Annotated in this window: 18 protein-coding genes and 1 pseudogene; 15 read left to right on the top strand and 4 right to left on the bottom strand. The window is 58.8% G+C overall.

Annotated features, from left to right (window positions below; all coding sequences use genetic code 11):
• Nucleotides 1-45: 45 nt before the first annotated feature.
• Complete coding sequence (locus G437_RS0106700; protein WP_024331796.1) at nt 46-1,383, bottom strand: Na+/H+ antiporter family protein; 1,338 nt, start codon at nt 1,381-1,383, stop codon at nt 46-48.
• A gap of 61 nt (nt 1,384-1,444) precedes the next feature.
• A complete protein-coding gene (locus G437_RS0106705) occupies nt 1,445-2,269 on the bottom strand; it encodes a chromosomal replication initiator protein DnaA (protein ID WP_024331797.1) in 825 nt (274 codons plus the stop codon).
• Nucleotides 2,270-2,522: 253 nt separating this feature from the next.
• On the opposite strand from G437_RS0106705, the gene G437_RS0106710 reads away from it, so the two are divergent.
• The 5 genes from G437_RS0106710 to G437_RS11580 all read left to right on the top strand — a co-directional run bounded on the left by G437_RS0106710 (nt 2,523) and on the right by G437_RS11580 (nt 6,667).
• Nucleotides 2,523-3,938: an amino acid permease gene (locus tag G437_RS0106710; RefSeq protein ID WP_024331798.1), complete on the top strand. Its 1,416-nt coding sequence runs from the start codon at nt 2,523-2,525 to the stop codon at nt 3,936-3,938.
• Nucleotides 3,935-4,327, top strand: coding sequence for an RNA-binding S4 domain-containing protein (locus tag G437_RS0106715; RefSeq protein ID WP_024331799.1), 393 nt, complete (start codon nt 3,935-3,937; stop codon nt 4,325-4,327). Before G437_RS0106710 ends, G437_RS0106715 begins: the two co-directional genes overlap by 4 nt.
• A 70-nt stretch (nt 4,328-4,397) precedes the next feature.
• Nucleotides 4,398-4,973, top strand: a complete 576-nt coding sequence (locus tag G437_RS0106720; protein ID WP_070454319.1) for a hypothetical protein — start codon at nt 4,398-4,400, stop codon at nt 4,971-4,973.
• A gap of 42 nt (nt 4,974-5,015) precedes the next feature.
• On the top strand, nt 5,016-5,804 hold the full coding sequence (locus tag G437_RS0106725) for a hypothetical protein (protein ID WP_024331801.1): 789 nt from the start codon (nt 5,016-5,018) through the stop codon (nt 5,802-5,804).
• A gap of 116 nt (nt 5,805-5,920) precedes the next feature.
• Complete coding sequence (locus G437_RS11580) at nt 5,921-6,667, top strand: DNA-3-methyladenine glycosylase I (RefSeq protein ID WP_081638927.1); 747 nt, start codon at nt 5,921-5,923, stop codon at nt 6,665-6,667.
• A gap of 285 nt (nt 6,668-6,952) precedes the next feature.
• Here the strand turns inward: G437_RS11580 and G437_RS11615 are convergent.
• Nucleotides 6,953-7,357: pseudogene (locus tag G437_RS11615) on the bottom strand (YwiC-like family protein); the annotation flags it as partial.
• 56 nt (nt 7,358-7,413) lie between these two features.
• Here G437_RS11615 and hrpB point away from each other — a divergent pair.
• From hrpB to G437_RS0106745, 3 genes are read left to right on the top strand one after another with little or no spacing between them, the layout of a single operon-like run.
• A complete protein-coding gene (gene hrpB / locus G437_RS0106735; RefSeq protein ID WP_024331803.1) occupies nt 7,414-9,915 on the top strand; it encodes an ATP-dependent helicase HrpB in 2,502 nt (833 codons plus the stop codon).
• 54 nt (nt 9,916-9,969) lie between these two features.
• Nucleotides 9,970-10,548: a dCTP deaminase gene (gene dcd / locus G437_RS0106740; protein WP_024331804.1), complete on the top strand. Its 579-nt coding sequence runs from the start codon at nt 9,970-9,972 to the stop codon at nt 10,546-10,548.
• On the top strand, nt 10,545-11,723 hold the full coding sequence (locus G437_RS0106745) for a hypothetical protein (RefSeq protein WP_024331805.1): 1,179 nt from the start codon (nt 10,545-10,547) through the stop codon (nt 11,721-11,723). The genes dcd and G437_RS0106745 overlap by 4 nt, the downstream gene beginning before the upstream one ends.
• A gap of 24 nt (nt 11,724-11,747) precedes the next feature.
• Here the strand turns inward: G437_RS0106745 and G437_RS0106750 are convergent, their stop codons facing one another.
• Nucleotides 11,748-14,081 (bottom strand): (Fe-S)-binding protein, encoded by a 2,334-nt coding sequence (locus tag G437_RS0106750; protein ID WP_024331806.1) that lies wholly within the window; start codon nt 14,079-14,081, stop codon nt 11,748-11,750.
• A gap of 135 nt (nt 14,082-14,216) precedes the next feature.
• Here G437_RS0106750 and G437_RS0106755 point away from each other — a divergent pair, with 135 nt between their 5' ends.
• The 7 genes from G437_RS0106755 to G437_RS0106785 all read left to right on the top strand — a co-directional run bounded on the left by G437_RS0106755 (nt 14,217) and on the right by G437_RS0106785 (nt 22,211).
• Nucleotides 14,217-15,806, top strand: coding sequence for an MDR family MFS transporter (locus G437_RS0106755; RefSeq protein ID WP_024331807.1), 1,590 nt, complete (start codon nt 14,217-14,219; stop codon nt 15,804-15,806).
• 80 nt (nt 15,807-15,886) lie between these two features.
• The gene (locus G437_RS0106760; protein ID WP_081638928.1) at nt 15,887-18,829 is read left to right on the top strand and encodes a Na+/H+ antiporter subunit A; all 2,943 of its coding nucleotides are present in this window, start codon (nt 15,887-15,889) and stop codon (nt 18,827-18,829) included.
• On the top strand, nt 18,826-19,287 hold the full coding sequence (locus tag G437_RS0106765) for a Na(+)/H(+) antiporter subunit C (protein WP_024331809.1): 462 nt from the start codon (nt 18,826-18,828) through the stop codon (nt 19,285-19,287). Before G437_RS0106760 ends, G437_RS0106765 begins: the two co-directional genes overlap by 4 nt.
• On the top strand, nt 19,284-20,945 hold the full coding sequence (locus G437_RS0106770; RefSeq protein ID WP_024331810.1) for a Na+/H+ antiporter subunit D: 1,662 nt from the start codon (nt 19,284-19,286) through the stop codon (nt 20,943-20,945). The genes G437_RS0106765 and G437_RS0106770 overlap by 4 nt, the downstream gene beginning before the upstream one ends.
• Nucleotides 20,942-21,460, top strand: a complete 519-nt coding sequence (locus tag G437_RS0106775) for a Na+/H+ antiporter subunit E (protein ID WP_024331811.1) — start codon at nt 20,942-20,944, stop codon at nt 21,458-21,460. The genes G437_RS0106770 and G437_RS0106775 overlap by 4 nt, the downstream gene beginning before the upstream one ends.
• Nucleotides 21,457-21,867, top strand: coding sequence for an MrpF/PhaF family protein (locus G437_RS11210; RefSeq protein ID WP_197409608.1), 411 nt, complete (start codon nt 21,457-21,459; stop codon nt 21,865-21,867). Before G437_RS0106775 ends, G437_RS11210 begins: the two co-directional genes overlap by 4 nt.
• Nucleotides 21,864-22,211 (top strand): cation:proton antiporter, encoded by a 348-nt coding sequence (locus G437_RS0106785; protein ID WP_024331813.1) that lies wholly within the window; start codon nt 21,864-21,866, stop codon nt 22,209-22,211. The genes G437_RS11210 and G437_RS0106785 overlap by 4 nt, the downstream gene beginning before the upstream one ends.
• Nucleotides 22,212-22,223 lie beyond the last annotated feature (12 nt).

Below are 22,223 nucleotides of genomic sequence, written 5' to 3' on the forward strand. Positions count from 1 at the left end.
TCTCTAGTTTGCCAGCCTTACGTTTCCTTTTCTGCGCAACGGAAGCTACAACACCATTGCCGCTACCCAGCCAGCAATCAGCAGGGGAATATTGAAGTGCAAAAAGGTGGGGATCACCGAATCGCGAATGTGGTCGTGTTGGCCGTCAACGTCCAAGCCGGCCGTGGGCCCCAACGTAGAATCCGAGGCCGGCGAGCCCGCATCGCCCAACGCTCCCGCCGTGCCAATAAGCGCAACGGTAGCCGCGGGGCTAAACCCGAGTGTTACGCAGAGCGGAACATAGATGGCCGAAATGATGGGCAGGGTAGAAAAGGAAGACCCAATCCCCATTGTCACTAGCAGCCCCACCGCTAGCATGGCGAAGGCCGCCATGCCCTTGTTGTCGCCGAACAAGGCGGCTGTGGACTTTACAAGCGGGGCGATCTGGCCGGATTCGCTCATCACGTTGGCGAATCCCTGGGCGCTGATCATAATGAACCCGATCAAGGCCATCATGCGCATCCCGGAGGTAAATACCTCGTCGGCCTCGCGCACTTTTATGGCTCCGGTAAAGATGAAGACCCCTAGGCCAACCAGTGCGCCCACAAGCAACGCGTCGGCGTCAGAGCCTATAGTGTTCAGCACCAGTTGGATGGAAAAGCAAGCTGCGATAGCAACCACAGAAACTCCGATGCGGTATTTGGAGACTTCTTTTTGTTCCAGCTCAATCTGCGCGGTGCGGTATTGGCGGGGTTTTCTGTAGGTAACAAATAGCGCTATTAGCAAGCCAAGCAGCATTCCGAGGGCGGGTATGCCCATGGTTTTCATGATGCTCAGGTGCGAGGTGTCCAGGCCGGCCTTTTGAATGTTTCCGAGCAAAATGTCGTTCAGGAAGATTTTGCCGAATCCAAGGGGCAAGAACATGTAGGTGGTGACCAATCCGAAGGTCAGCACGCAGGCTACGGCGCGCCGATCCAGAGCCAGCTTGTTCATTACGGCCAGCAGCGGCGGAATCAGTAGGGGGATGAAGGCGATGTGCACGGGAATCACGTTTTGGCTCATTATTGCCATTGCGGCAATGCCGGCAAGCATGGCCCACTTGGTGACTGTGCGTGCCTTAGAAGTGCTCTCTGCAGCATTGAGCTTATTTATTAGCCAATCGGCAAGTAGATCCGGAAGTCCGGAGTGGGCTACCGCCATTGCGAAAGCGCCTAAGAGGGCGTACGAGAGGGCGATTTTGGCGCCGGCGCCGAGCCCTTCTTGGAAGGCCACCATGGTTCCGTCTAGCCCGAGGCCCCCCATTAGGCCTCCAACTAACGCGCCCATGAAGAGGGCGAGGACTACGTGTACCCGTGCTACGGCTAGGAGGAGCATGAGGCACACTGCTATAACGACTGCGTTCATAGCCAAACCCTAGTGGCGCCCTCAAGCACTTTTGTAGGCGTGTCCGCTAGGTGGTTTCTGCTTAGCGGCGCACTTTTTTGCGCCAACCGGGAATCTTCATCCCAATTCCGAGCCCTATGAGGCCTGCGAGCGAGAGCCCAATAAAGCCCACAATCAGCAGATCTGCGTCGAAATACCAGGGTGCTGGCTCTTCGACTGAGGTGGTTGGCAAGACTACGTGGGGGCGATCCGAGGTGGCTGTTTGACCGCCGGCACCGTCTGGTTCCGTCTTACTATTTGAACGTTTTGGGACGATAGTTTTGGGACGCGGATTAGCTGAGGGGGCAGATCCCGCGTCTGGTATAGCTTGGGCGGGATTGCCCGCGAGGCTGCCGGGAGAAACGGACTTGCTTGCCGAGGACGCCCCGCCCGTCCCAGGGCCGGATTCGTTGGTTGCCAAGCTTCCATAGCCGTTTTCGGGGAGCGCGTCGGCGTCGGCTGAGGGGGTTATTTCGCGAGGAGTGCGGGGGTGGGGGTCAGCCTCGAGTCGATTTCTGTCTTTAGGGTCTGATTTGGGGGAAAGGTGGGATTTAGGCGAGCTGGGGTCTGCCGGCTCTGCTGAGACTGAATCGCCCTGGGGGTGGCCGTCGACTCCGGCCCCTTTGTGTTCCTTTCCCGCCTGGGCTCCCGTGGGGGCAGCCGGGCCCGCTTCGCCGTTGCTGCTGCCAGAGTGTTCACTTTTCCTGTGAACGTCAGATTCGGTTGCGGTGGGAGAGGGAGGCTGATCTGCCAACGCGGTGGCTGGAACTATGAAGCAGGGCATCAAGGCCACAAAACCTACCAGGTGGAGAAAATGTCTAAAGCCTCTGCCTGTGGGGGTGAAACCATGGCCCTTCGTTGTAGCCATTTCAACCTCCCTTAGTTGGAACCTGCGTACATTATAAAACAATAATGTTTTTCTCATCTTTTAGCGACTGCGTCGGCAATTTTTGCCCTCTTAGTCGCTAGTGAAACCGTGTTGGCCGGGGCAGATGCGTTGTTGGGGACGGCTCTAGCCTAAGGCTATCGGCCTTAATATTCCATAGGCCGGACTGAAATATTTGCCACATTCTGAGAAGCGTAGAATCTACGGGTCACGGCAATCTAAACTGAGGGATTTCATGTCTACTAGCGAAAATAGAACGCACTTGGATCGCAGGTTGACATCTGGTCAGGTATCGATGATCGGTTTGTCTGGAGCCCTTGGAACCGGCCTCTTTTTGGGGGCGGGGTCAACGATTGCCTTAGCTGGCCCTGCCACTGTTATCTCGTATGCGCTGGCGGGCCTGTGTGCGCTGGCAATCGTATGGGCACTTGCGGAAATGGTTTCGGTCTACCCCGTACCCGGCGGGCATGGTGCCATTGCGGCGCACTATCTAGGAAAGATGGGTGGGTATGTCACCCGCTGGAATTTTTCAATCTGCATGCTCACTGCAGTGGGCGCGGAGGTGACTGCCACCGCAACATACTTGCAACACTGGTTCCCCGGCCTGTCGTTGGGGGCCGGAACCGTTTTATGCTCCGTGTTCATTGTCGGCTTGAATATGGCTACGGTGCGTCTGTACGGGGGATCTGAATATTGGTTCTCGATGATCAAGGTGACCGCGATTTGTGTCTTCATCTTGCTGGGCCTGTCGCTGCTGCTATTTGGTTGGCCAGCGTATTCCGAGCCACTCGGATTCGGCCACCTTACCGAGCATGGCGGATTTGCACCCAAGGGGCTCAGCGGCATCCTAATTGCAGCTTGTATGGCTGTTTTCAGCTTCGGGGGTATTGAAAATGTTTCGGTCGGAGCCGCCGAGTCTGAGCATCCCGAACGCGACATTCCCAGGGCAGCCGGCGCTATGATCTGGCGCCTACTGATCTTTTACGTGTTGGCTGTAACTGTGGTAGTGGCCCTGCAGAACTGGCAGGACACTGCCGCCCATACCGGGTCGGTGTCAGAATCGCCCTTCGTCAAGGTGCTCGATGCTTCCGGGGTGCCCGCAGCCGGGCACATCATGAACGCCATTTTGATTGTTGCAGCCCTATCTGCGGCCAACGGATGTTTGTATTCGTGTTCGCGCATGATCCATTCGCTAGCCCTCGACAAAATGGCCCCCAACTTTGCCCGTTTTACTTCTAGGCATGGGGCCCCGCGCGGGGCGGTGCTGATTGCTACGGTCGGCATGGTTATCGCGTCGGTTCTGGCCATATGTGCTCCCGACAGCGCCTTCTTGTACCTCTACGGCTGTGCTACTGTATCGATCTTGGTGACTTGGGTGATGGTTATGCTCACTCACTTGCGTTTCCGCAAGGATTCTTCGCACGCGCAAAAGCCACCCGCCTTCTTAGTGGGCTCCCCGCTGGTGAACTACCTAATCATTGCCGTGTCTGTGGCAATATTCGTGCTGCTGTACTGGGAGCTTCCGGTAGTGTGGTACGCCGGGATTCCATACCTGATTTTGTTGGTAGTGTCCTATCTGGTGCTGGCGCGCTCTAGAAAACTGCCTGATCCGGCCCCGCTAACTCCCTTCGCTGGGGTGACGCAGTCGTGACCGAGCAAGAGGCTAGCCCCGTCCGGGTAGATCAGTGGTTGTGGGCCGTGCGGGTTGTAAAAACTCGTACGCTGGCAACGCAGCTGGCCAAATCGGGGCACGTGCGCATCAATAAAGAACCGGTCAAGCCCGCCACTAAGGTGCATGTGGGCGATGAAGTGCGCGTGCGCATTCAGGGTTTTGACAAAATATTTGTGGTGCAGCGGCTGCTGAAGAAAAGGGTGGGGGCACCAGTCGCCCGCACGTGTTATGAAGATCTCTCTCCCGAGCGCCCGAAGATGTATTTGCCGGTGGCGCGCAGGGCCCCCGGAACGGGCCGACCAACCAAGCGGGAACGGCGCCAATTGGATAAATTGCGCGGCCACGATCCGAACTGGGATAGACGCTGACTGGGATAGCGAAATAAAACACTGCCTCGCAGATGGAGTTTTTCCGCCCGTCGTTCTACCGTTACAGGTAGTGCGTAAGAAAGGAAAGAAAGTGCCTCGTATTCCCGCTGATCAACTTGGTGTAGACCTAGCTGAATTGGTCCGCAATCTGCGTATTGTGACTTCGAATAGGCGCGGCGAAGAACTTTGGGTAGATGTCTCTAATAGGCGCCAGCTTTCTAGGGTTGCGCAGGGGTATGCGTGGTTGCTCGAAGAGGTGGCGGATTGTGCTGGTTTGGCTCGTCGCGATTTACTGCATGGGACCGAGGAACTGAGCGATTCGGTCGACGGTGACGAGGATCTAGACCTGCTGGCGGTTACACTGCTTGAAAACGCGTTAGCTTCCGACATGGCGGGTCTGCAGCGTGCGCTCGAGGACGTAGATATTGAAGATGTCGACATTGTTGCCGAGATTGTTGGCGAAATGGGTGGGCACCTGCTGCGCCTACAATTGGAGCCGGCCCAGGTGCGTGAGGCGCTAGTGCAGGTGGCGGACAAGTACGACGCTGACATTGCGGACGTAGTCGACGGGGTCGAGGACGAAGACGAGGACGAGGCCGAGATTGAAGACGTCGAAATAGAGGACGACGAAGAAGAGGAATGGTAGATTCCCGTGCGAAGGTGGGCGCCTTTCACGCATAATTGAGCTATGGATAGCGCGCGTAGGCTTTTGCAAAATATTTGTGTCGAGGCGGGAATGTTGCCGGCCTCGTTTAATCTTCAAGTTGGTTCTGATCCTATTCAAGAGACATTTGGCTACGCCCAGGTGTTGCAGGCGGCTTTTGGGCAGGTGGAAACCGCGCAGGTGCAACGAGCGTTCGAGCAGGTGGCGGCGTTGGCTGAGGCCATGGAAATGGAACAGGAGCTGCCTGCATTACACGCGCTTGCTTCCGCCTACCAGGGCGATAAGGCTAAGGCGATTCAGTATTCGACTGTGGTAGACGCAGAATCTGATGCCTTCGGGGAATCGCTCGCCTTTATGGCACATTCGGCGATTGAGGAATTGTGCGGCGACCTGGAACAGGCGGTTGCGGTGTTGGAAGCGGCCTCGCAAGAATTGGTTGGCGAGAGTCTGCCCGAGGAGGTTTACCAGGCCAGTTCAGACACTGACGTGTCCGACCTCGATCTGAGTGACGCGGATTTGGCGGCAGCGGTAGCGATTTTGAATCCGAATGCCTCCACCTCGCCCTCGCCGGCGTCCACCCAAGATGCGGGTGCGGAATCTTTAGAATCCCACTCGGACCAAGACTCGGCGGAGGTCGACGAGTTAGCTCGGTGGGCCGAGTCGGGGTGGGATGAGGCCTATGCTCCGCAGGATTCGGATTATCTGACGGGTAGCCACGAGGCGGATGGGTTCCAGGATTGGCGCGACGATCGTTTTGACGAGGACGAGCCCTCCGAAAGCGGGGCGGACGATTTGGACGACTGGGACTACTAGCCCCACCAGCCATAACGCTGCCCGTATAAGTTTCCACAGGCGCAGCTGTGGAACTTATCCACAGCAAAGGGGGATTGTTCCGCGCTGCCCGTCACGATGCTCGCTAGCGTGCGAGTATGAGATATGGATTTGATGCGGTAGTTGGCGAGGACGGCCTCGGACGCCCTGCCTGGGCGTATGGGCACCCGGTCCTAACTAACTACTACGACAGTGAATGGTCTATTCCCCTAACTGGTGAGGCCGGGCTCTTCGAGCTGTTGGCGCTGCTAATTTTCCAGGCGGGGATGCGCTGGCAGCAGATACTTCTGCGACGATCCCAGTTGCGGCAGATTTTGTGCGGGTTTTCAGTAGATGCAGTAGCCAGGTTTACTGACTCCGACGTTGAGCGGGTGCTTGCGAACCGCGAGGGAATCCGCAACAGGCGCAAAGTGCAGGCCGTAGTAGCCCTAGCTAGGGCCGTGCAGAAGATGCGCCCAGATGGGGGACTGGGCGCCATCGCCTGGAAATACTGGGATCCGAAGCGTCCTCGCCCTCAAGATGGCGGGCAGGTCCCTTCTAAGTCGCCCGAGTCTGAACTGCTAGCCCAGGAACTTATCGCTTACGGGGCCGAGCGAATTGGGGCAAAGACCGCCTATGCTTTTATGCAATCGTGCGGCATAGTTGACGACAATGTGCCGGGTACGTGGAGGGCCGATGCCCTAGCTGATGAGCAGGGAAACGATTACGGCCAAGGATATGGCTACCTCGGTGTAGCCGATCACCTTGGGGCGTATCCGTTTGCCGGTAATAGCGCAATAGGCGGGGGCAGCTACCGATTTGCCAGCCAAGAAAATCCACCATATCAAGGCGTTGACCGGGTGTAGCCACGTGTTATATACAGCAACAGTTATGCCTATACAGGCAATTACATGTGAGCTTATGGAAAACGCAGTCATGGCAAGTGAACCGCGGTTGCGCACCAGGGATTTCACGTAGGGGACCGACAGCCAAAAGTAGACCGTAAGTACACACGCCATGAAAAATACCCACGGCCACCCGGTTAGCGATTCGGCCTCGTTTGTGGCACTTTGTGGGCCTATTTGACCGGTCTTGAACAGCCCGGCAATGGTTTGCACCCCGGTAGTGCAGGCGTACCCCACCAGGGTCATCATGCCGGCCGCCAAAATAGTTGCCGAACGGGCAATCAGCGACCTCTCGGCGTGGTGTACGGTGCGGTCCAAGGCTAGGGCGGTAAGTGGCACGAAGGGTACGGCCCAGGCCAACAGCCACGGCCGCGCAATCACCGCCACCAGGCCTGCCAGCGCAGTAATAGCGCCATAAGTGAGGGCGGGTGCTCGCCCTCGCCGGCCTTTGGACTTTAGCCACAAACTGCAAGCAAAAAATGTAAAGTACCCAAAGAACCAAACGGCAAACACCAAGAAGGCAATGTGTAGATCCCACTCGCCCTGCAGCGCACCAATCCAGAAGGGCAAAATGACCATTGCCCAAGCTCCATGCTGGTTGGGAACCCAGCCCTGCTTAGATAGCGCTTTTGCCTTCTTATCTGCCGTCATAGCTGCTATATTTCCACGAATATTTCCTTACCTCCAAGTTCCCTTATGCTAAAGAGGTGCTGCCTATAGAAGAAATAAACCGAGCTAGCGGGAACCTACCCGCATTCGCGGTTCTTGCGCCACTGGCAGAAGCCCTCAAAGAGTGCGGAGCAGCCGTAGTATCGGCGCCACCCGGAACCGGCAAGACCACCCTGGTTCCACCCGCCCTCGCCCAGCAAGTGTCCGGCAGGGTTGTAGTCACCCAGCCGCGCAGGCTGGCTGCGCGCGCGGCAGCGAGGCGCCTAGCCCAACTATTAGGGCAGCAGGTGGGAGGCGAGGTTGGGCTCACTCTGCGCGGCGAAAGAAAACTAAGCCGCGAAACGAAAGTTGAGTTCGTAACCACCGGGGTTTTGCTGCGGCGCGCCATAGCAGACCCAGAACTCAAGGGAATCAGTGCCGTAGTGCTCGACGAAGTGCACGAACGGCAAATAGACACCGACCTGGCAGTAGGGATTTGTCGCGATATTTGCGAACTGCGCGAAGATTTCCGTGTAGTAGCCATGTCCGCGACACTCGACGCTCCCCGCTTTGCCACCGCCCTGGGAGGGGTGCCCACAGTAGAAATAGACGCCGACACCTACCCCCTCCAAATCGACTACCAGCCCAGTAAATTCCCCCGCCTAAACGAGCGGGGAACCGGGCGCGACTTTCTGAAATACGCGGGACAAACCGCAGCGGCCGCCCTGGATGCGGGCCCGGCCCAAGTTGCTCTACTGTTCCTGCCCGGCGTACGCGAGCTAAACCTAGCAGCCGGGGCCGCGAAAAGCGCTTTTGCCAATCTAGACGTGCGCACCCTGCACGGTCGGCTCACGAGCGCCGAACAGGACGAAATACTGGCCTTGCCCCAAGGCGAAAAACGACTAGTATGCACCACCAACATAGCCGAATCCTCGCTGACAGTCCCCGGGGTGCAACTAGTAATAGATTCCGGGCTCGAACGCTCCGCCGCATTCGACGTGGCCAGACAGATGAGCGGACTCGTAACCAAATACTCCTCAAAAGCCGCTTCCACGCAACGGGCGGGTAGAGCCGGCCGCCTAGGTCCCGGCCGGGTAATCCGCCTGTTTTCGAAAGTCGACTGGGCCCGCATGCAACCCCACTCCGCCCCCGAAGTGGAAACCGCAGATCTAGCGGGGATGGCATTGCTACTCGCCGCCTGGGGAGCCCCCCGCGCTCGCGGCATGCACTTGCCCTCGCCACTTCCTAAAGCCGCCCTCGAACGAGCCGAACAAACCCTTCGCTCCCTGGGAGCAATAGACGAAGCCGGCACAATCACCCCTCTTGGACGCGAACTTGCCCAGATTCCGGCCGACCCGCGCTTGGGCCGTGCTCTTTACGAGGGCGCACCCCGCCTCGGCAGCAAAAACGCCGGCAGCATAGTGGCCACACTCAGCTCAGACGAGCGTAGCCCGGGGGCGGACCTTCCAGCTTTGCACCGGCAGCTGCTGCGCGCTCGTCCCGCCCGCTGGCAGGCGGATGCGAAACGTTTCGCCGCCCTCGTGCCCGCCTCGAGGGGGGCCGGGGTAGAAAATGCAGAGGGCGAAATGGTGGCCCTGGCCTACCCGGGCAGGATTGCCAGAAGGCGAGGCAACTCGACGAACTACCTGCTGGCGCAGGGGAGTGGGGCTGCACTGCCGGCAGGCTCGCCACTTGAAGGCCAACAGTGGCTAGCCGTTGCCGACCTGTCCAATACTGGCTCGGGGCCGCTTATTCGTCTAGCTGCTCCTCTCAGTGAAGCCGATGCCCGCAGACTGGGAAAGGCGCTCACCCGCACCCAGGTCAAGGTAGGCTTTCACAAAGGTCGGGTTCGGGCCGAAAAAATCACGCGGCTAGGCCAAATTGAACTGGCTTCCGCACCCACGTCTGCCACCAGCCAGGAAGCTAGGCAGGCAATACGCGCCGAATTTGCTGCCCGCGGGGCAGGGCTATTCACGTTTTCGAAAAATGGGGAAAATCTGCGCCGCCGCCTGTTGCTCCTACACCGTGCTCTAGGAGACCCCTGGCCAGACACGTCGCTGGAGGCCCTTGGCCAAAACGAATACTTTACCGCCCCCTTGCTCACCGAGATGGAACGCGGGGTGCCCCTGACAGATCTGCCCACCACAGTTGCTCTGCAAGGGCTGCTACCGTGGCCCGAGGCAGCCAAACTCGACGAGTTAGCTCCGGAACGGCTCACCGTGCCAAGCGGCAACAGCGTAAAACTCGAATACGATGCTAACGCGGGGGCACCCCCACGCATCTCAGTGAAACTTCAAGCTTGTTTCGGCTGGCAGCAAACCCCGACCGTAGCCGGGGGCAAGGTTGGGATCCAGCTGGCGCTACTTTCTCCGGCTGGGAGGCCGCTCGCCCTCACCCAGGATTTGGAATCGTTTTGGCAAAATGTTTACCCGCAGGTGCGAGCCGAAATGCGCGGACGCTACCCAAAACACCCCTGGCCAGAAGATCCCACCACGGCCCGCCCCAGCCTAAAGACTAAGCGGCAACTGGCCCGCGAACAGCAAAAGGGCAACAGCTCCTGAACCCCTACGGCCCCAAATTCGGGTGAAGTGGGCAAAATTAGGCATAATGGAGGCGTGTTGCTAAGTGATCGTGATATTCGGCGTGCCCTGGATTCGGGCAGGGCTGCTCTGGACCCGCTCAGCCCCGAGCTCATCCAGCCTTCCTCTATTGACGTGCGCCTAGACAGGTGGTTCCGCCTTTTTGACAACCACAAGTACTCGGTGATCGATCCGGCCCGCGAGCAGGCCGATCTAACCCATTTGGTCCAAGTTGAGGGCGAGGAACCATTTGTACTGCACCCTGGGGAATTCGTCTTGGGGGCCACCTGGGAAAAAGTTACGTTGGACGCTACCATCGCGGCCCGTTTAGAAGGCAAGTCTTCCCTGGGCAGGCTGGGCCTGTTAACCCATTCCACCGCCGGTTTTATCGATCCGGGCTTTTCCGGGCACGTCACGCTTGAACTTTCGAACACGGCCACCATGCCAATACTGCTGTACCCCGGCATGAAGGTTGGTCAGCTCTGCTTCTTCGACCTGACTTCGCCGGCTGAAAACCCGTACGGTTCCGGCGCCCTCGGTTCGCACTACCAGGGCCAACGAGGCCCCACGGCCTCGCGTTCGTACCTGCGGTTTACGCGGAGCAACTTAGAATGAACAAGCCGGTTCGCCGCATCCCTACAGAAGAAAAAATGGCGTGGGCCGCAGAACAAACTTTTAGCGACGACATTGCGGCCATTCCAAATACAGTAACGTCTACTGCCCTGGGTATTCCCGCCTACCGGGTGGGGGCCAAGGGGCTTTCCTCCTCCCAGGGGGTTTCGTTTGACCCTGGGCAGGAGTGGTACAAGGTGCAAGGCGAACTTCCGCTGGCTCAGGCAGCCGCAAATGTAGTGATTGGCCTCGAGGACGAGGTCGAAGCTAGCGAGGTTGAGGCGCTCGCAGTTTCCCTGTGGGAGCAGGCCGGGTGGGTTGGCCCTGGGAAGTTACAAATCTCTTCTGCCGCCTACCTTTCTGGGCCGTGGCAGGTCGAAAAACTGGTGGCTTCCGAGATGGGGTTTCACGCGGATATTACCAGGGCTTTCATTTTGTGCTGCGAACGCGAGGGGGCGGGTAAGGTGCCGGCAAACTTGCGCGGTTTGGATCCGCTGATCGATGCGTTTGAGCAGGCTCCCGCCGGTGCCTTTTTGCAGGCGGTGAATGCTTGTAGGAAGATAGCTCGGCGCCTGGCTGGGCAGTTGCGCGTTCCGGACACGGCCAAAGTGGTTACTCCGGATCCGGATTCTTCTGTGGGCATGGTCGTGTATGCGCCCACACTTTTGACACCGGCCGAGGTCGTAGACGTAGTAGGTTCCATTGTGCCCACGTTGGATGCGCCCGTCTTGGGACCAAGTAAGGCTGCTTCAGACAAGTTGAGTGGCGACGTGCAGGGGATCAGGGCTGCGGCTACGGCTAAGATGACTCGGGCTGAGCGCCAGGAGCTGCATCGCCGGGCCGACGAGTACGACGAGCAGGCAGCTATGGCGCAGACCGCTCCCGGGTATCACCTGGTGGGAAAGGCAGGGCATTCTTCGGGCATCGAGCTGGTGGTTGAACCGGCTCACTACCTTCCCACGGCAGTGCGCTACGAGCCTTGGGCCGAGGGCGAGGCAGTCAGCTATTTGTTGCGTTGGCTCCCTCAGGATCCTTGGAAGGCGGGTGCTGCTAAGGTGCCGCGCAGTACCCGGGTTGAGCGCCTGCGCGTAGCTGACACGATCGAAGCGGTAGCTCGGGCGCTCTGCTCCGTTGCGGGCGGGCGTGCCGTTGACGAGGACGGGTTCTTAGTTTTCTAAGTTTTGGCCCAGGAGGGCCCTGTTCTAGTCGAAGAAGTCGTCCCAGTCGTCTTCTTCTTGGGGCTGTTCTTGGGGTTTTACTTCTTTGGGTTTTTCCAGTACGGCGTCGCGTAGCAAAATGGCGACGTCTGTAACCTGGGGGGCCTCGCCGGAGTTGACCCTGCCGGAGGCGAGCATAGTGGAGCAGAAGGGGCAGGCGGTAGCCACCGTGTCGGCGCCGGTTGAAGCAGCTTCGCTGAGGCGAGCATCGGCCATGCGCACCCCGATCTTATCTTGCATGAAGGCATGTGCTCCGCCGGCTCCGCAACACATTGCCCGATCTTTGTTGCGGGGCATTTCGGTTACTTCGAAGCCTGGGAGGGCGCCTAGGAGCTCGCGGGGGGCGTTGTAGATGCCGTTGTGGCGGCCCAGGTAGCAGGCGTCGTGCAGGGTCACCTTGTGGGGGCCCTGTTCGAGTAGGGGTTTCAGCTTGCCTTCTTCGACTAGCTTGGTTAGCAGCTCGGTGTGGTGAATTACTTCGAAGGATGCGCCCAACTGCGGGTACTCGTTGGCGATGGTGTTGAAGCAGTGGGCGCACGTAACTACGATGCGTTTGGGGGAGGCTTCGTTCAGTTTGTCTACTGCCGCAGCTGCTAGAGTCTGGTAGAGCAATTCGTTGCCTGCGCGCCTGGCAGGGTCACCAGTGCAGGTTTCGCCGTTGCCCAATACGGCAAAAGACACGCCGGCGTGGTGCAGCATTTGAGCTACGGCCTGGGTAGTTTTTTTGGCGCGGTCGTCGTAGGCGCCTGCGCACCCCACCCAGAACAGGTAGTCTACGGATTTGGCGTCGGGAACGTCGATCCCTACAACTGGCACCTCAAAATCGAGCTCCCGGGCCCAGTCCAACCGCTTCTTAGCAGAGAGGCTGTAGGGGTTTTGCTGGCGTTCCAGCCCTCGCATGGGGCGGTTTAAGTCGGACGGGAAGGCGCTTTGCATTGTCACTTGATGCCTGCGCAAATCTAAAATGTGGTCCAATATCTCGAGGTCAGCCGGACACTGGTCGACGCAGGCTCCGCAGGTGGTACACGCCCACAGGGTTTCGGGGGCAATTACGTTGCCCACTAGGGGGGCTGGTTCTATTGCAACCCCGTCAGGGCCGGTGATGCCGGAATCGCGGAGTGCCCCCAGAACGTCGCCGTTGTGGGGCATGAGCGAGCCACGATAGAAATTCTTGGTGCCTTCGATTAGCGAGTCGGTGTCGCTCGCACCCATTTTGGCAGCCGCCTGCACGAAGGAAGAAGAGGCTACCGCATGGTCGCGCAGGGCGGTAATGAAGAGCTTTGGCGACAGCGGCTTTCCTGTAGCCCAGGCGGGGCAAATTTCCTGGCAGCGCCCGCATTCAGTGCACGAGAAAATGTCGAGGCGGTCTTTCCAGGTCATGTCTGCGAGCGTGCCCACGCCCAGTTGGGCGTCCTCGAGCTGAGCTAAATTCTGGATCGTCTGGGCGGTGACAGGCTCGCCCTCTACGTACATGGGGGAGGCCGCCCCCAGGGCTTTGGAGCCGTCCAGCTTGCGGCGGGCATAGATGTTTACGAACGCTAAGAAGCGATGCCAGGCCACTCCCATCGAGATAGCCAGCCCAACTACCACCATCCACAACATCGAGATGACTATCTTTGCGGTGGAAACTACGACGATGGCGTTCTCTAACGCCCCTACCGAAGCTGTAGCTGCAACCTTGCCTAGGAGGAAGGTGAAGGGGAAATGCCAGGCAGATACGGCGGTGCCAGGGGTTTTGGAAAGCAGCGCGTATTCCAAAACGCGCAGGGCTAAAACACAAAGCACTACGGAAAGGATTACGGCCTCTACAAAACGGGCGTGCGAATTTGCAGAACCTAAAAAGCGCGACGGCTCGGTGTGACCGTCCCGCCCCTTGCCTGCTGCCTCGCCCTCGCGTCCCTTACCCGCGCGGGTACGTACCCCGATAAGCCAAAGGATTCCTGCCAGCGACAGCCAGGCGATGGCCTCGACCACCCACTCCCAAGGTGCGAACGAGCCCAACAGAGGCAGGGTGAAATACGGATTTACCACCTGGCCGTAGCCGGTTACCAAAGTCAAAAACAGCAGCGGGAAAGACACCATTACGAGCCAGTGGGCCACTTTGATCCACGGCCTACCTTTAAAAGCAGAGTGGGTCAGAGGCTTCCAGATAGCCATAAACAGGCGCCGCCCCACCGGTTTGGTTCGCGAGGGCGCAGGCTTTCCGTCCGCCACGATGGACACCATCTGCAGCAGTCCGCGAACGAAGCTGAAGATCCCGCAGGCGCTGGCAATAACAACCAGGGTCAAACACACCGTTTGTAATACCGACAATTTCACGCCTTCCAGCCTACTAAAGGCCCCCTCCCTTTCAGAGCTAAAAAAATGCAGCGGTGACGAAAGCCTCGCAATTTCCACCCATTTTGAACGCGCCGATGATCCGAGCCGGGAGTAGCCTTTGCGAGGAGGGAATAAATGGGAAGAATTTTGCAGCGGGGGCGTGCGCCCAAAAACGAAACAATGGAGGTCCTGGTCGGCCTCCTGCTGGTCATGTTTGTGGCCGTTATGTCACTGACAATTGTGGGGACAGCCCTGCCGGTGATGCTTTCGTCTCTGCACGGCTCCGAAACCCAGTACGCCTGGGTTGTCACCTCTATGCTGCTTTCCACAACTGCTGCCACTCCGATAGCTGGGCGCCTAGGCGATTTGTACGACAAAAAGAAACTGCTCATTTTCTTTATTGCCATTTTCGCCGCGGGGTCCCTGCTGGCCGGCATTTCTGTGAACGCCAACATGTTGATTGCAATGCGCGTTGTGCAGGGGGCCGGGCTCGGCTCTCTTATGGCAATGGTGCAAACGGTAATGGCTGTTATTACTTCCCCCCGCGAACGGGGTCGCTACAACGGCTACTTCGGCGCGGTCATCACAGTCGCGAACGTGTCTGGGCCGATCGTGGGTGGGTTCGTAGTTGATTTGGCGGGCTGGCGCTGGTGCCTGTGGATTTCTGTGCCCTTCGCCCTCTTGGCAATGGCGGTACTTGCTAAGAAGCTGCACGTGCCAGCTTCAGTCATCAAAGACCCCAAGGTGGATTATTTGGGATCAACGCTAGGCACGGCAGGCGTCTCGCTGCTACTCATATACATTTCGATGGGTGGCGACCAAATCATGTCTTGGACAGCTACACCCATGCTCGTCATGGTGGGGCTGGGCGTTGCCGCGGTGGTGGCATTCGTGTTTGTGGAGTTGGCAGCTCCGCAGCCGATCGTACCCGTGCGTTTGCTTGCAAAACGAACCGTGGCGTTGGCGGTGTTGGCTTCAATCGGGCTGGGGCTCGTGCTGAACGCCCCCATGGTCTACTTCGGGCAGTACTTCCAGATTGGGCGGCATATGAGCCCCACCGCTTCGGGGATGTGCATGTTGCCCATGATGATTGCCTCCTTCGTGTTCTCTACGCTCACGGGCAGGCGCGTCAGTGCGCTGGGCAGGTGGAAACGCTTCGTGGTCAGTGGTTTCGTAATGATGGTGGCCGGCTTGGCAATCTTGTCCTTTACCGATAAGGCCACCCCGCTTGTGGTCTTGTGGGTGGGCATGTTCCTGCTCGGGGCAGGCCAGGGCTCCTCTATGCAAAACCTGGTGTTAGCCGTGCAAAACACCGTGCCACTACGCGACATGGGGGCCTCCACCGCGATGGTCACTTTCTTCAGGAACCTGGGCGGGGCAATCGGGGTGCAAGTTGCCTCACTTGTGTTCAACGCCAACTTGGCAATCCAGTTGCGCCGGCGTTTTTCCGAGGCCGGGGTCAAGCTTCCACCCGAGGTTGCCTCTGGCCATTCGATGGCGGCGGCGGGGGAAAACCCGCAGGTGGCGCACCTGATACAAGATTCTTTTGCAGAAGCTATGGGGGCGATCTTCATGGTGGGTACTGCCTCCACTTTCATTTGCCTCATCCTGGTTGCCCTGATGCGCTCTTCCGAGCTGCGCGACACCATCGAAGAGCCCGTATCCGAACAAGTTGCCGAAGTACTCAGAGAAGATCAGCAGCGGCGTCGCAACCAGGGCGAATAAGCATTCGCCTAACGGGCAGCCAAGCACGAATGTTATAAATTTGTTAATATTATTAATGATTCTTTCATCAATGGGTAGGGGTGCTTGTGCTGGTATTGCTGTCGCTCTTTGTAATTTTTGGAGCGATAGCAGGGCTGGCCGTAGGGCGCTACTCTGGGCGCGGCTACGCCCTCGCCTTTATTCCCTTCGTCGCCACGTTGGGGTGGGCTCTGGCCAATACCAGGAGAGCCTTCGCTGCCCCGCTAACTACGTGTCTTAGCTGGGTTAGCGATCTGGGGCTCGAGCTGTCGTTCCGCCTCGATCCGCTGGCGTGGGTTATGACCCTCGTGGTCGCTGGGGTAGGGGCAGCAATCGTCGTCTACTGTGCTTTCTACTTTCCGCCCAACGCTGCAGGGCGCGCCCGTTTCGCAGCAATATTTACTTGGTTCGGCGGCTCAATGCTGGCCCTGGTGTGGGCAAATCACACCCTGATCATCTACACTGCGTGGGAACTGACCTCGGTGTTCTCGTTCCTGCTTATCGGCCACCACTATCGTTCCCGTGCAGCCCGCGCGGCCGCTCGCCAAGCTTTCGTGGTCACCACCTTTGGGTCGCTCACAATGTTCGGTGGATTCATGATCCTGGGGGCGTGCCCGGGCGGATCATTTCAGGTGGATCAGCTGGTGACCTTGGCCCAAAATGGGGAACTGCTGAAAGGCCATCCCGCCGCACTCGCGGTCGGGGCAATACTGGTAATCTTCGGGATCCTCACAAAATCTGCATTGATTCCTTTCCACTTCTGGCTCCCGGCTGCAATGGCAGCTCCCACCCCCGTATCGGCGTTCTTACATGCGGCTACCCTGGTAAAAGCAGGTGTCTACCTGGCGCTTCGCCTGACTCCCGGATTTGCTGGCATTGCGGGGTGGTCGCTAATTCTCTGCCTGTTCGGTGGCGCCACGCTAGTCGTAGGCGGCTGGTTGGCAATCCGGCAGACAGACCTCAAACGCGTGCTCGCCTACGGCACGGTGTCCCAACTGGGACTTATCACCTCGCTGGCAGGCTACGGCAACCGCGCCACTATGCTGGCCGCCCTCGCCCTCGTAGGAGCCCACGCCACCTTCAAATCCTGTCTATTCCTAACTACGGGTACGGTCGAAAAAATTGCCGGCTCGCGCGACATACGCGAACTGTCCGGGGTTGGGCGCACACACCCCTTCTTGGCAGCCATCGGGGCGGCCGCTGCAGCGTCTATGGCGGGCTTCCCCCTGACGCTGGGGTACCTGGGCAAAGAGGCCGGGCTACACACTTTGCTGCACCAAGGTGGTGGGGGGATTGCCCTGCTGTGCGTAATAACGGGCGGATCCGTATTGACGGCGGCCTACTCCCTGCGCTGGTGGTTTGGTGCCTTCGCAGGTAAGGTCCTGCCCGGGCACAAACTTGCCGCCCTGCTCAGTGGCAAAGAAGCTCCGGTGGGTACTTACCCGGCCGTCGCCCTTATAGCGGTGCCTGGATTCTTAGCAGCCATTACGGTTTCTGGAGGATTCTTTCCGGGCTCGGTCACCGACCTATTCGCCCCCCACGCCCAAACCCAACAGCAAGGCCTTCTGGCCACTTCCAACGAGGCCGGCCACCTGGCCCTCTGGTCAGGTATAGTTCCGGCGCTACTGACCGCCCTCATACTGGGCTGCGGCTACCTGTGTTTCCGCTGGCGCGGCAAGATAATCCGGGTGGCTAAGCGCCTAGCACTGCCCGAACCGGCGCGGGCACCATCGGTGTATCGGCTCCTGATCCGCGGGCTCGAGGCTGGGGCGGGCCGCCTTACTTCCCTCACCCAGTCGGGTTCGCTGCCGGTCGATATTTCCATTATTTCTGCCGTATTTGCGCTGGCTGTCGGAGCAGGGCTGGTGAACGCTCTGCCCGGTGCAACTTGGCCGCAACTGCGCATTTACGACAACTTCCTGCAAGTGCTAGCCGTGGTGATAGTGCTGGGCGCCACCGTGGTGGTGGTGCGAGCACGCAGGCGCATGAAGGCAATCTTGGGCCTAGGAGCAATGGGGGTGGGCATGGCCACGCTGTGGGCCGTACAAGGGGCGCCCGACCTGGCCCTCACCCAATTGGTGGTGGAAGCGTTCACCATCATAGTTTTTGTGCTGGTGCTGCGCTTTTTGCCCACCCACTTCTCGGATCGTCCGCTGCGCTCGTCGCGGTGGGTCCGCATAGTTATTGCGACTCTGGTGGGGGCAGTCACCTCTGGGGGAGTGTTCTTGGCAGCCACTTCGCGCCTAGAAGATCCCGTCTCGGTGCTCCTTCCCGAAGAGGTATTGCAATTCGGCTACGGGCACAACATCGTGAATGTGATCCTGGTTGACGTGCGCGCGTGGGATACGGTGGGCGAGCTGTCCGTGCTGCTCATTGCCGTTACTGGCGTTACCGCATTGATTTTCAGGTCTAATTTGGCCGGGCGTTTGTCAGTGTCCGCCCCTTCGCTGCGTTCACAGGTGGCAAAGGCAGCCAGCAAAACCAGTTTTAGCTCGCGGTGGCTGGCGGGTGCCTCTGCGCTCGAGGGCGAAAAGCGTTCACTCATGCTCGAGGTGGCCGCGCGCGTTTTGTACCCCACGCTACTGGTTGCCTCCATATGGTTGCTGCTGGTAGGGCACAATTCGCCCGGAGGTGGTTTTGCGGGGGGCATGCTAGCAGCTTCCGCCCTTTCTATCCGCTACCTGGCAGGAGGCCACTACGAACTGACGCTTGCCGCCCCCTTCAGCCCGGGCGCGATCTTAGGAGCGGGCTTGTCAGTGGCTGCCGCCTCCGGAATCATCCCAGTGTTCGCCGGGGGAGCTCCCTTCCAGACCATGCCAGTTGACATTCCCTTCGGGCCACTCGGAACGCTGCATTTCACTACGGCAATGGGCCTAGACATTGGGGTGTACCTGGTGGTAGTGGGCGTGGCCGTAGACATCTTGGGGGCTCTGGGAGCCGCCCTCGACCGCGAAGAAGAACGGGGAACACAACTTATTTCTACCTCTAAGGGGCCGCAGAAATGACCCCAACTTTGATTCTCGTGTTGGCAGCCGGCATCTTAGTGGGCGCCGGGGTGTATTTGGTAACTGATCGCACTTTTACGCGCATTGTGGTGGGGCTAGCCCTCATTGGCAACGGCTCTAATATTGCACTGCTCGCAGCGGGTGGGGCGGCTGGATCACCCCCGCTGCTTGGCACCGAAGCGCTTTCCTCCATAGCCGATCCGCTTCCGCAGGCCATGATTTTGACCTCCATCGTGATCACAATGGCAACTACGGCGTTCATGCTCGCTCTGGCTTTTCGCGAATGGATTCTTACGGGCGGAGACGAAGTGGTCGACGACGTCGAGGATCGTCGTCTGGCTAAGCGCGCCGCCACTGGCCGCGGGAGCGAGCGTGTAGAGGATGCTCCTGCCGAAAACGAAGAGGCCGGCTCCGACGAAGACCAAGAGGACCGCGACGAAGGGCAGGAGGAGAAGTGACCTGGCTACTTCCGGTTCCCGTTATTTTGCCGTTGCTTGCGGCTGGGCTTTCGCTGGTGCTCGGCCGCTTCCGCAGAGCCCAGCTGGTAGTTACCGTGTTGGCACTGGCTACCTCGCTCGGTGCTGCCATTGCCATGGCGTTCGAGGCCGACACTGCCCCTATGGTGTTAGATGTCGGTTCTTGGGCGGCCCCAGTTGGGGTTTCACTAGTTGCAGATCGGCTGACGCTGATGATGCTGATTGTGTCGCTGGTGGTCACCGTGGGGGTGCTGGTGTATTCGTCCTCGCAGTCGGTTTCGCGCGACGAGTCCAGCTCACCTATGCCCGTCTACTACCCGTCTTATCTGGTTCTTTCTGCGGGCGTGTCAGATGCTTTCTTGGCTGGGGACCTGTTCAACCTGTACATCGGCTTCGAAATTTTGCTTGCCGCCTCATTCGTGCTGATCACGCTAGGAGGCACCCGTTCTAGGGTGCGTTCGGGCACTGTTTACGTGGTGGTCTCACTGTTTTCTTCGGCTGTTTTTTTGTTGGGATTGGCTTTCACCTATGCGGCTGTGGGAACGGTCAACATGGCACAGTTGGCGGTCCGGCTCAGCGAGTTGGCGGAACCTACTAGGCTCATGTTGCAGGCAACATTTTTGGTAGCTTTTGGTATAAAAGCCGCGATATTTCCGCTGTCGGCTTGGCTTCCAGACTCTTATCCGACTGCCCCAGCTCCGGTCACAGCAGTGTTCGCGGGGCTGCTTACGAAGGTAGGGGTGTACGCGATAATTCGTACCCAATTCTTGCTCTTTCCCGGCGGCGGGTGGGACACTGTACTGGCCGTTTTGGGGATTTTTACCATGATAGTGGGGATCCTGGGAGCGATCGCGCAGGACGACATCAAGCGTATGGTTTCGTTCACGCTCGTTTCGCACATCGGGTTTATGGTTTGGGGTATTTCGATCTCGTCTAAGGAAGGCCTGGGGGCCGCCATTGTCTACGCCGCCCACCACATTTTGGTGCAAACTACGCTGTTCTTGATAGTGGGTTTGATGCAGTACCTGGGGGGTACCACCTCCCTGGCCAAACTGGGCGGTTTGGCGGGCAAATCACCCCTGTTGGCGGGCATGTTTTTGATCGTGGCCTTTAACTTGGTGGGTATCCCGCCGCTTACTGGCTTTTTGGGCAAGGTGGGGCTGGCGCGCGCTAGCGTATTGGACGGAACCGGACGCGGGTGGGCGCTGCTGGCGGCAGGGCTCATAGCCTCGCTACTAACTTTGTACGTGGTAGTAAAAGCTTGGTCTATGGCTTTTTGGCAGCCTGCCGAGGGCGAAGCTTCCACGAGCGCCGAAGCTCCTGTAATTCCGAAACTGCCGCGGGCTATGGTTGCTGCCACTGCGGGGTTGTTGCTCGTGCAAGTGGGAATGGCCGGGGGGATGAACGTAATCTACGGTTATGCGCTAAGGGCTGCTTCCGATCTAGTTGACCGCACCCCCTATATTTCTGCGGTGCTTGGCCACGACGGGCGCGGAAGTGGCGCTTCGTCGAAGGTGGTCAGACGGTCGGACTTTTCTGTGGTCCCCCCGCTCAACGAGCAGCCGTCTAAGGCGCCAGAATTGTGGCGCTTGAATGAGCCCCAAGATGGCGAGCGGGTTCGCGTGGGGGAGGCCGAATGAAGCTGTTGCGAAATACTTCTTGGAAGATGACGGTTTGGCTGCTTCTCGTTTGGGTGGCCCTGTTCCGCTCGTTGGAGCCTCTGGTTGTAATTGGGGGCTTGTTAGTTGCTCTGTTGGTTCAGTGGGTTGGCCCTATGATGCGAGTGGGCGCAGTAGGCAGGGTGCGCTTGGGTGCACTAATTGCTTTGGGGGGGCGCTTTTTGTGGGATATGTTCGTTTCGGCGCTGCACGTTTCTAGATTGATTGTTACGGGCGCCAGGTACCGGAGTGGGTTTGTAAACATTGAACTAGGGCAAGTCTCTGACGTAGAACTGATGATTAGTTCTGCCATGACGTCTCTTGTGCCGGGCACGTTGGTTATTTCGGTTACGCGGGCCGAGGGCGACGCCCCGGGGGCGATGTACCTTCACGTCATCGATATGCAAGCTTCGGGAGGCGAGAAGGGAGTGCGTCAAATGATCGAGGCTCAAACGGCGCGTATTCGCCGCGCCCTTCCGAGGCCGCAGGGGGAATGATGCACTACTTATTAGTTGCGGCCGGTTGTTTCTTGGCAGTGGCGGTACTGCTCACGCTATACCGTCTAGAAAAGGGGCCTTCCCTGGCAGATCGGGCTATTGCTACGGACTTGCTTACGGCCGTGCTCGTGGGGGTTATTGCGGTTTCCGCCGCCCTCTTTTCGCGTGACGACCTGATGTATTTGCTGGTCATTATCGCGCTGGTGGGGTTTATCTCTTCGGCCACTATCGGGCGTGTTGCGCGCCACGGCGGGGAAGAAAATAGGCGGGTTATTACCTTAGCCGAGGAGCGCGCGCGCCGGCGCAAGTTGCAGGCTGAAGAGATGAAGGCGCAACTGGACAAGAGCGAAGAAACTTCGCACATGACTCCGGAGCAGAAGGCGCAAGTCGAAGAGGAGGCAGAATGATCGTCCTCGAATGGGCCGGTGCACTTACAATGTTGGCGGGGTCAATCTGGATTTGTATTTCCGCCCTCGGCATTGCCCGCTGGTCCGACACGCTTTCGCGGATGCACGCCGCTACTAAACCGCAGTTGTTCGCCTTTGGTGTGTTAATGACGGGCCTAGCCCTGTACATGCACACCGCCCGCTGGACTGTGCTGGTGGTGCTGGCGGTGGGTTTGCAGGCAGTGGCCACTCCGGTGGCAGCGCAGGTTTTGGGGCACGCCAGAGTTAAAGAGATGCGGGCCAAGGCAGGTCTGCAGGAGGCGGAAAACACCAGGAATAAGGCGGCAGGAAGTACTAAAGCGTGAAAAACTGTAGCC

Source organism: Winkia neuii subsp. neuii DSM 8576, from assembly GCF_000420405.1.
In the GTDB taxonomy this organism is placed as follows: Bacteria; Actinomycetota; Actinomycetes; order Actinomycetales; family Actinomycetaceae; genus Winkia; species Winkia neuii.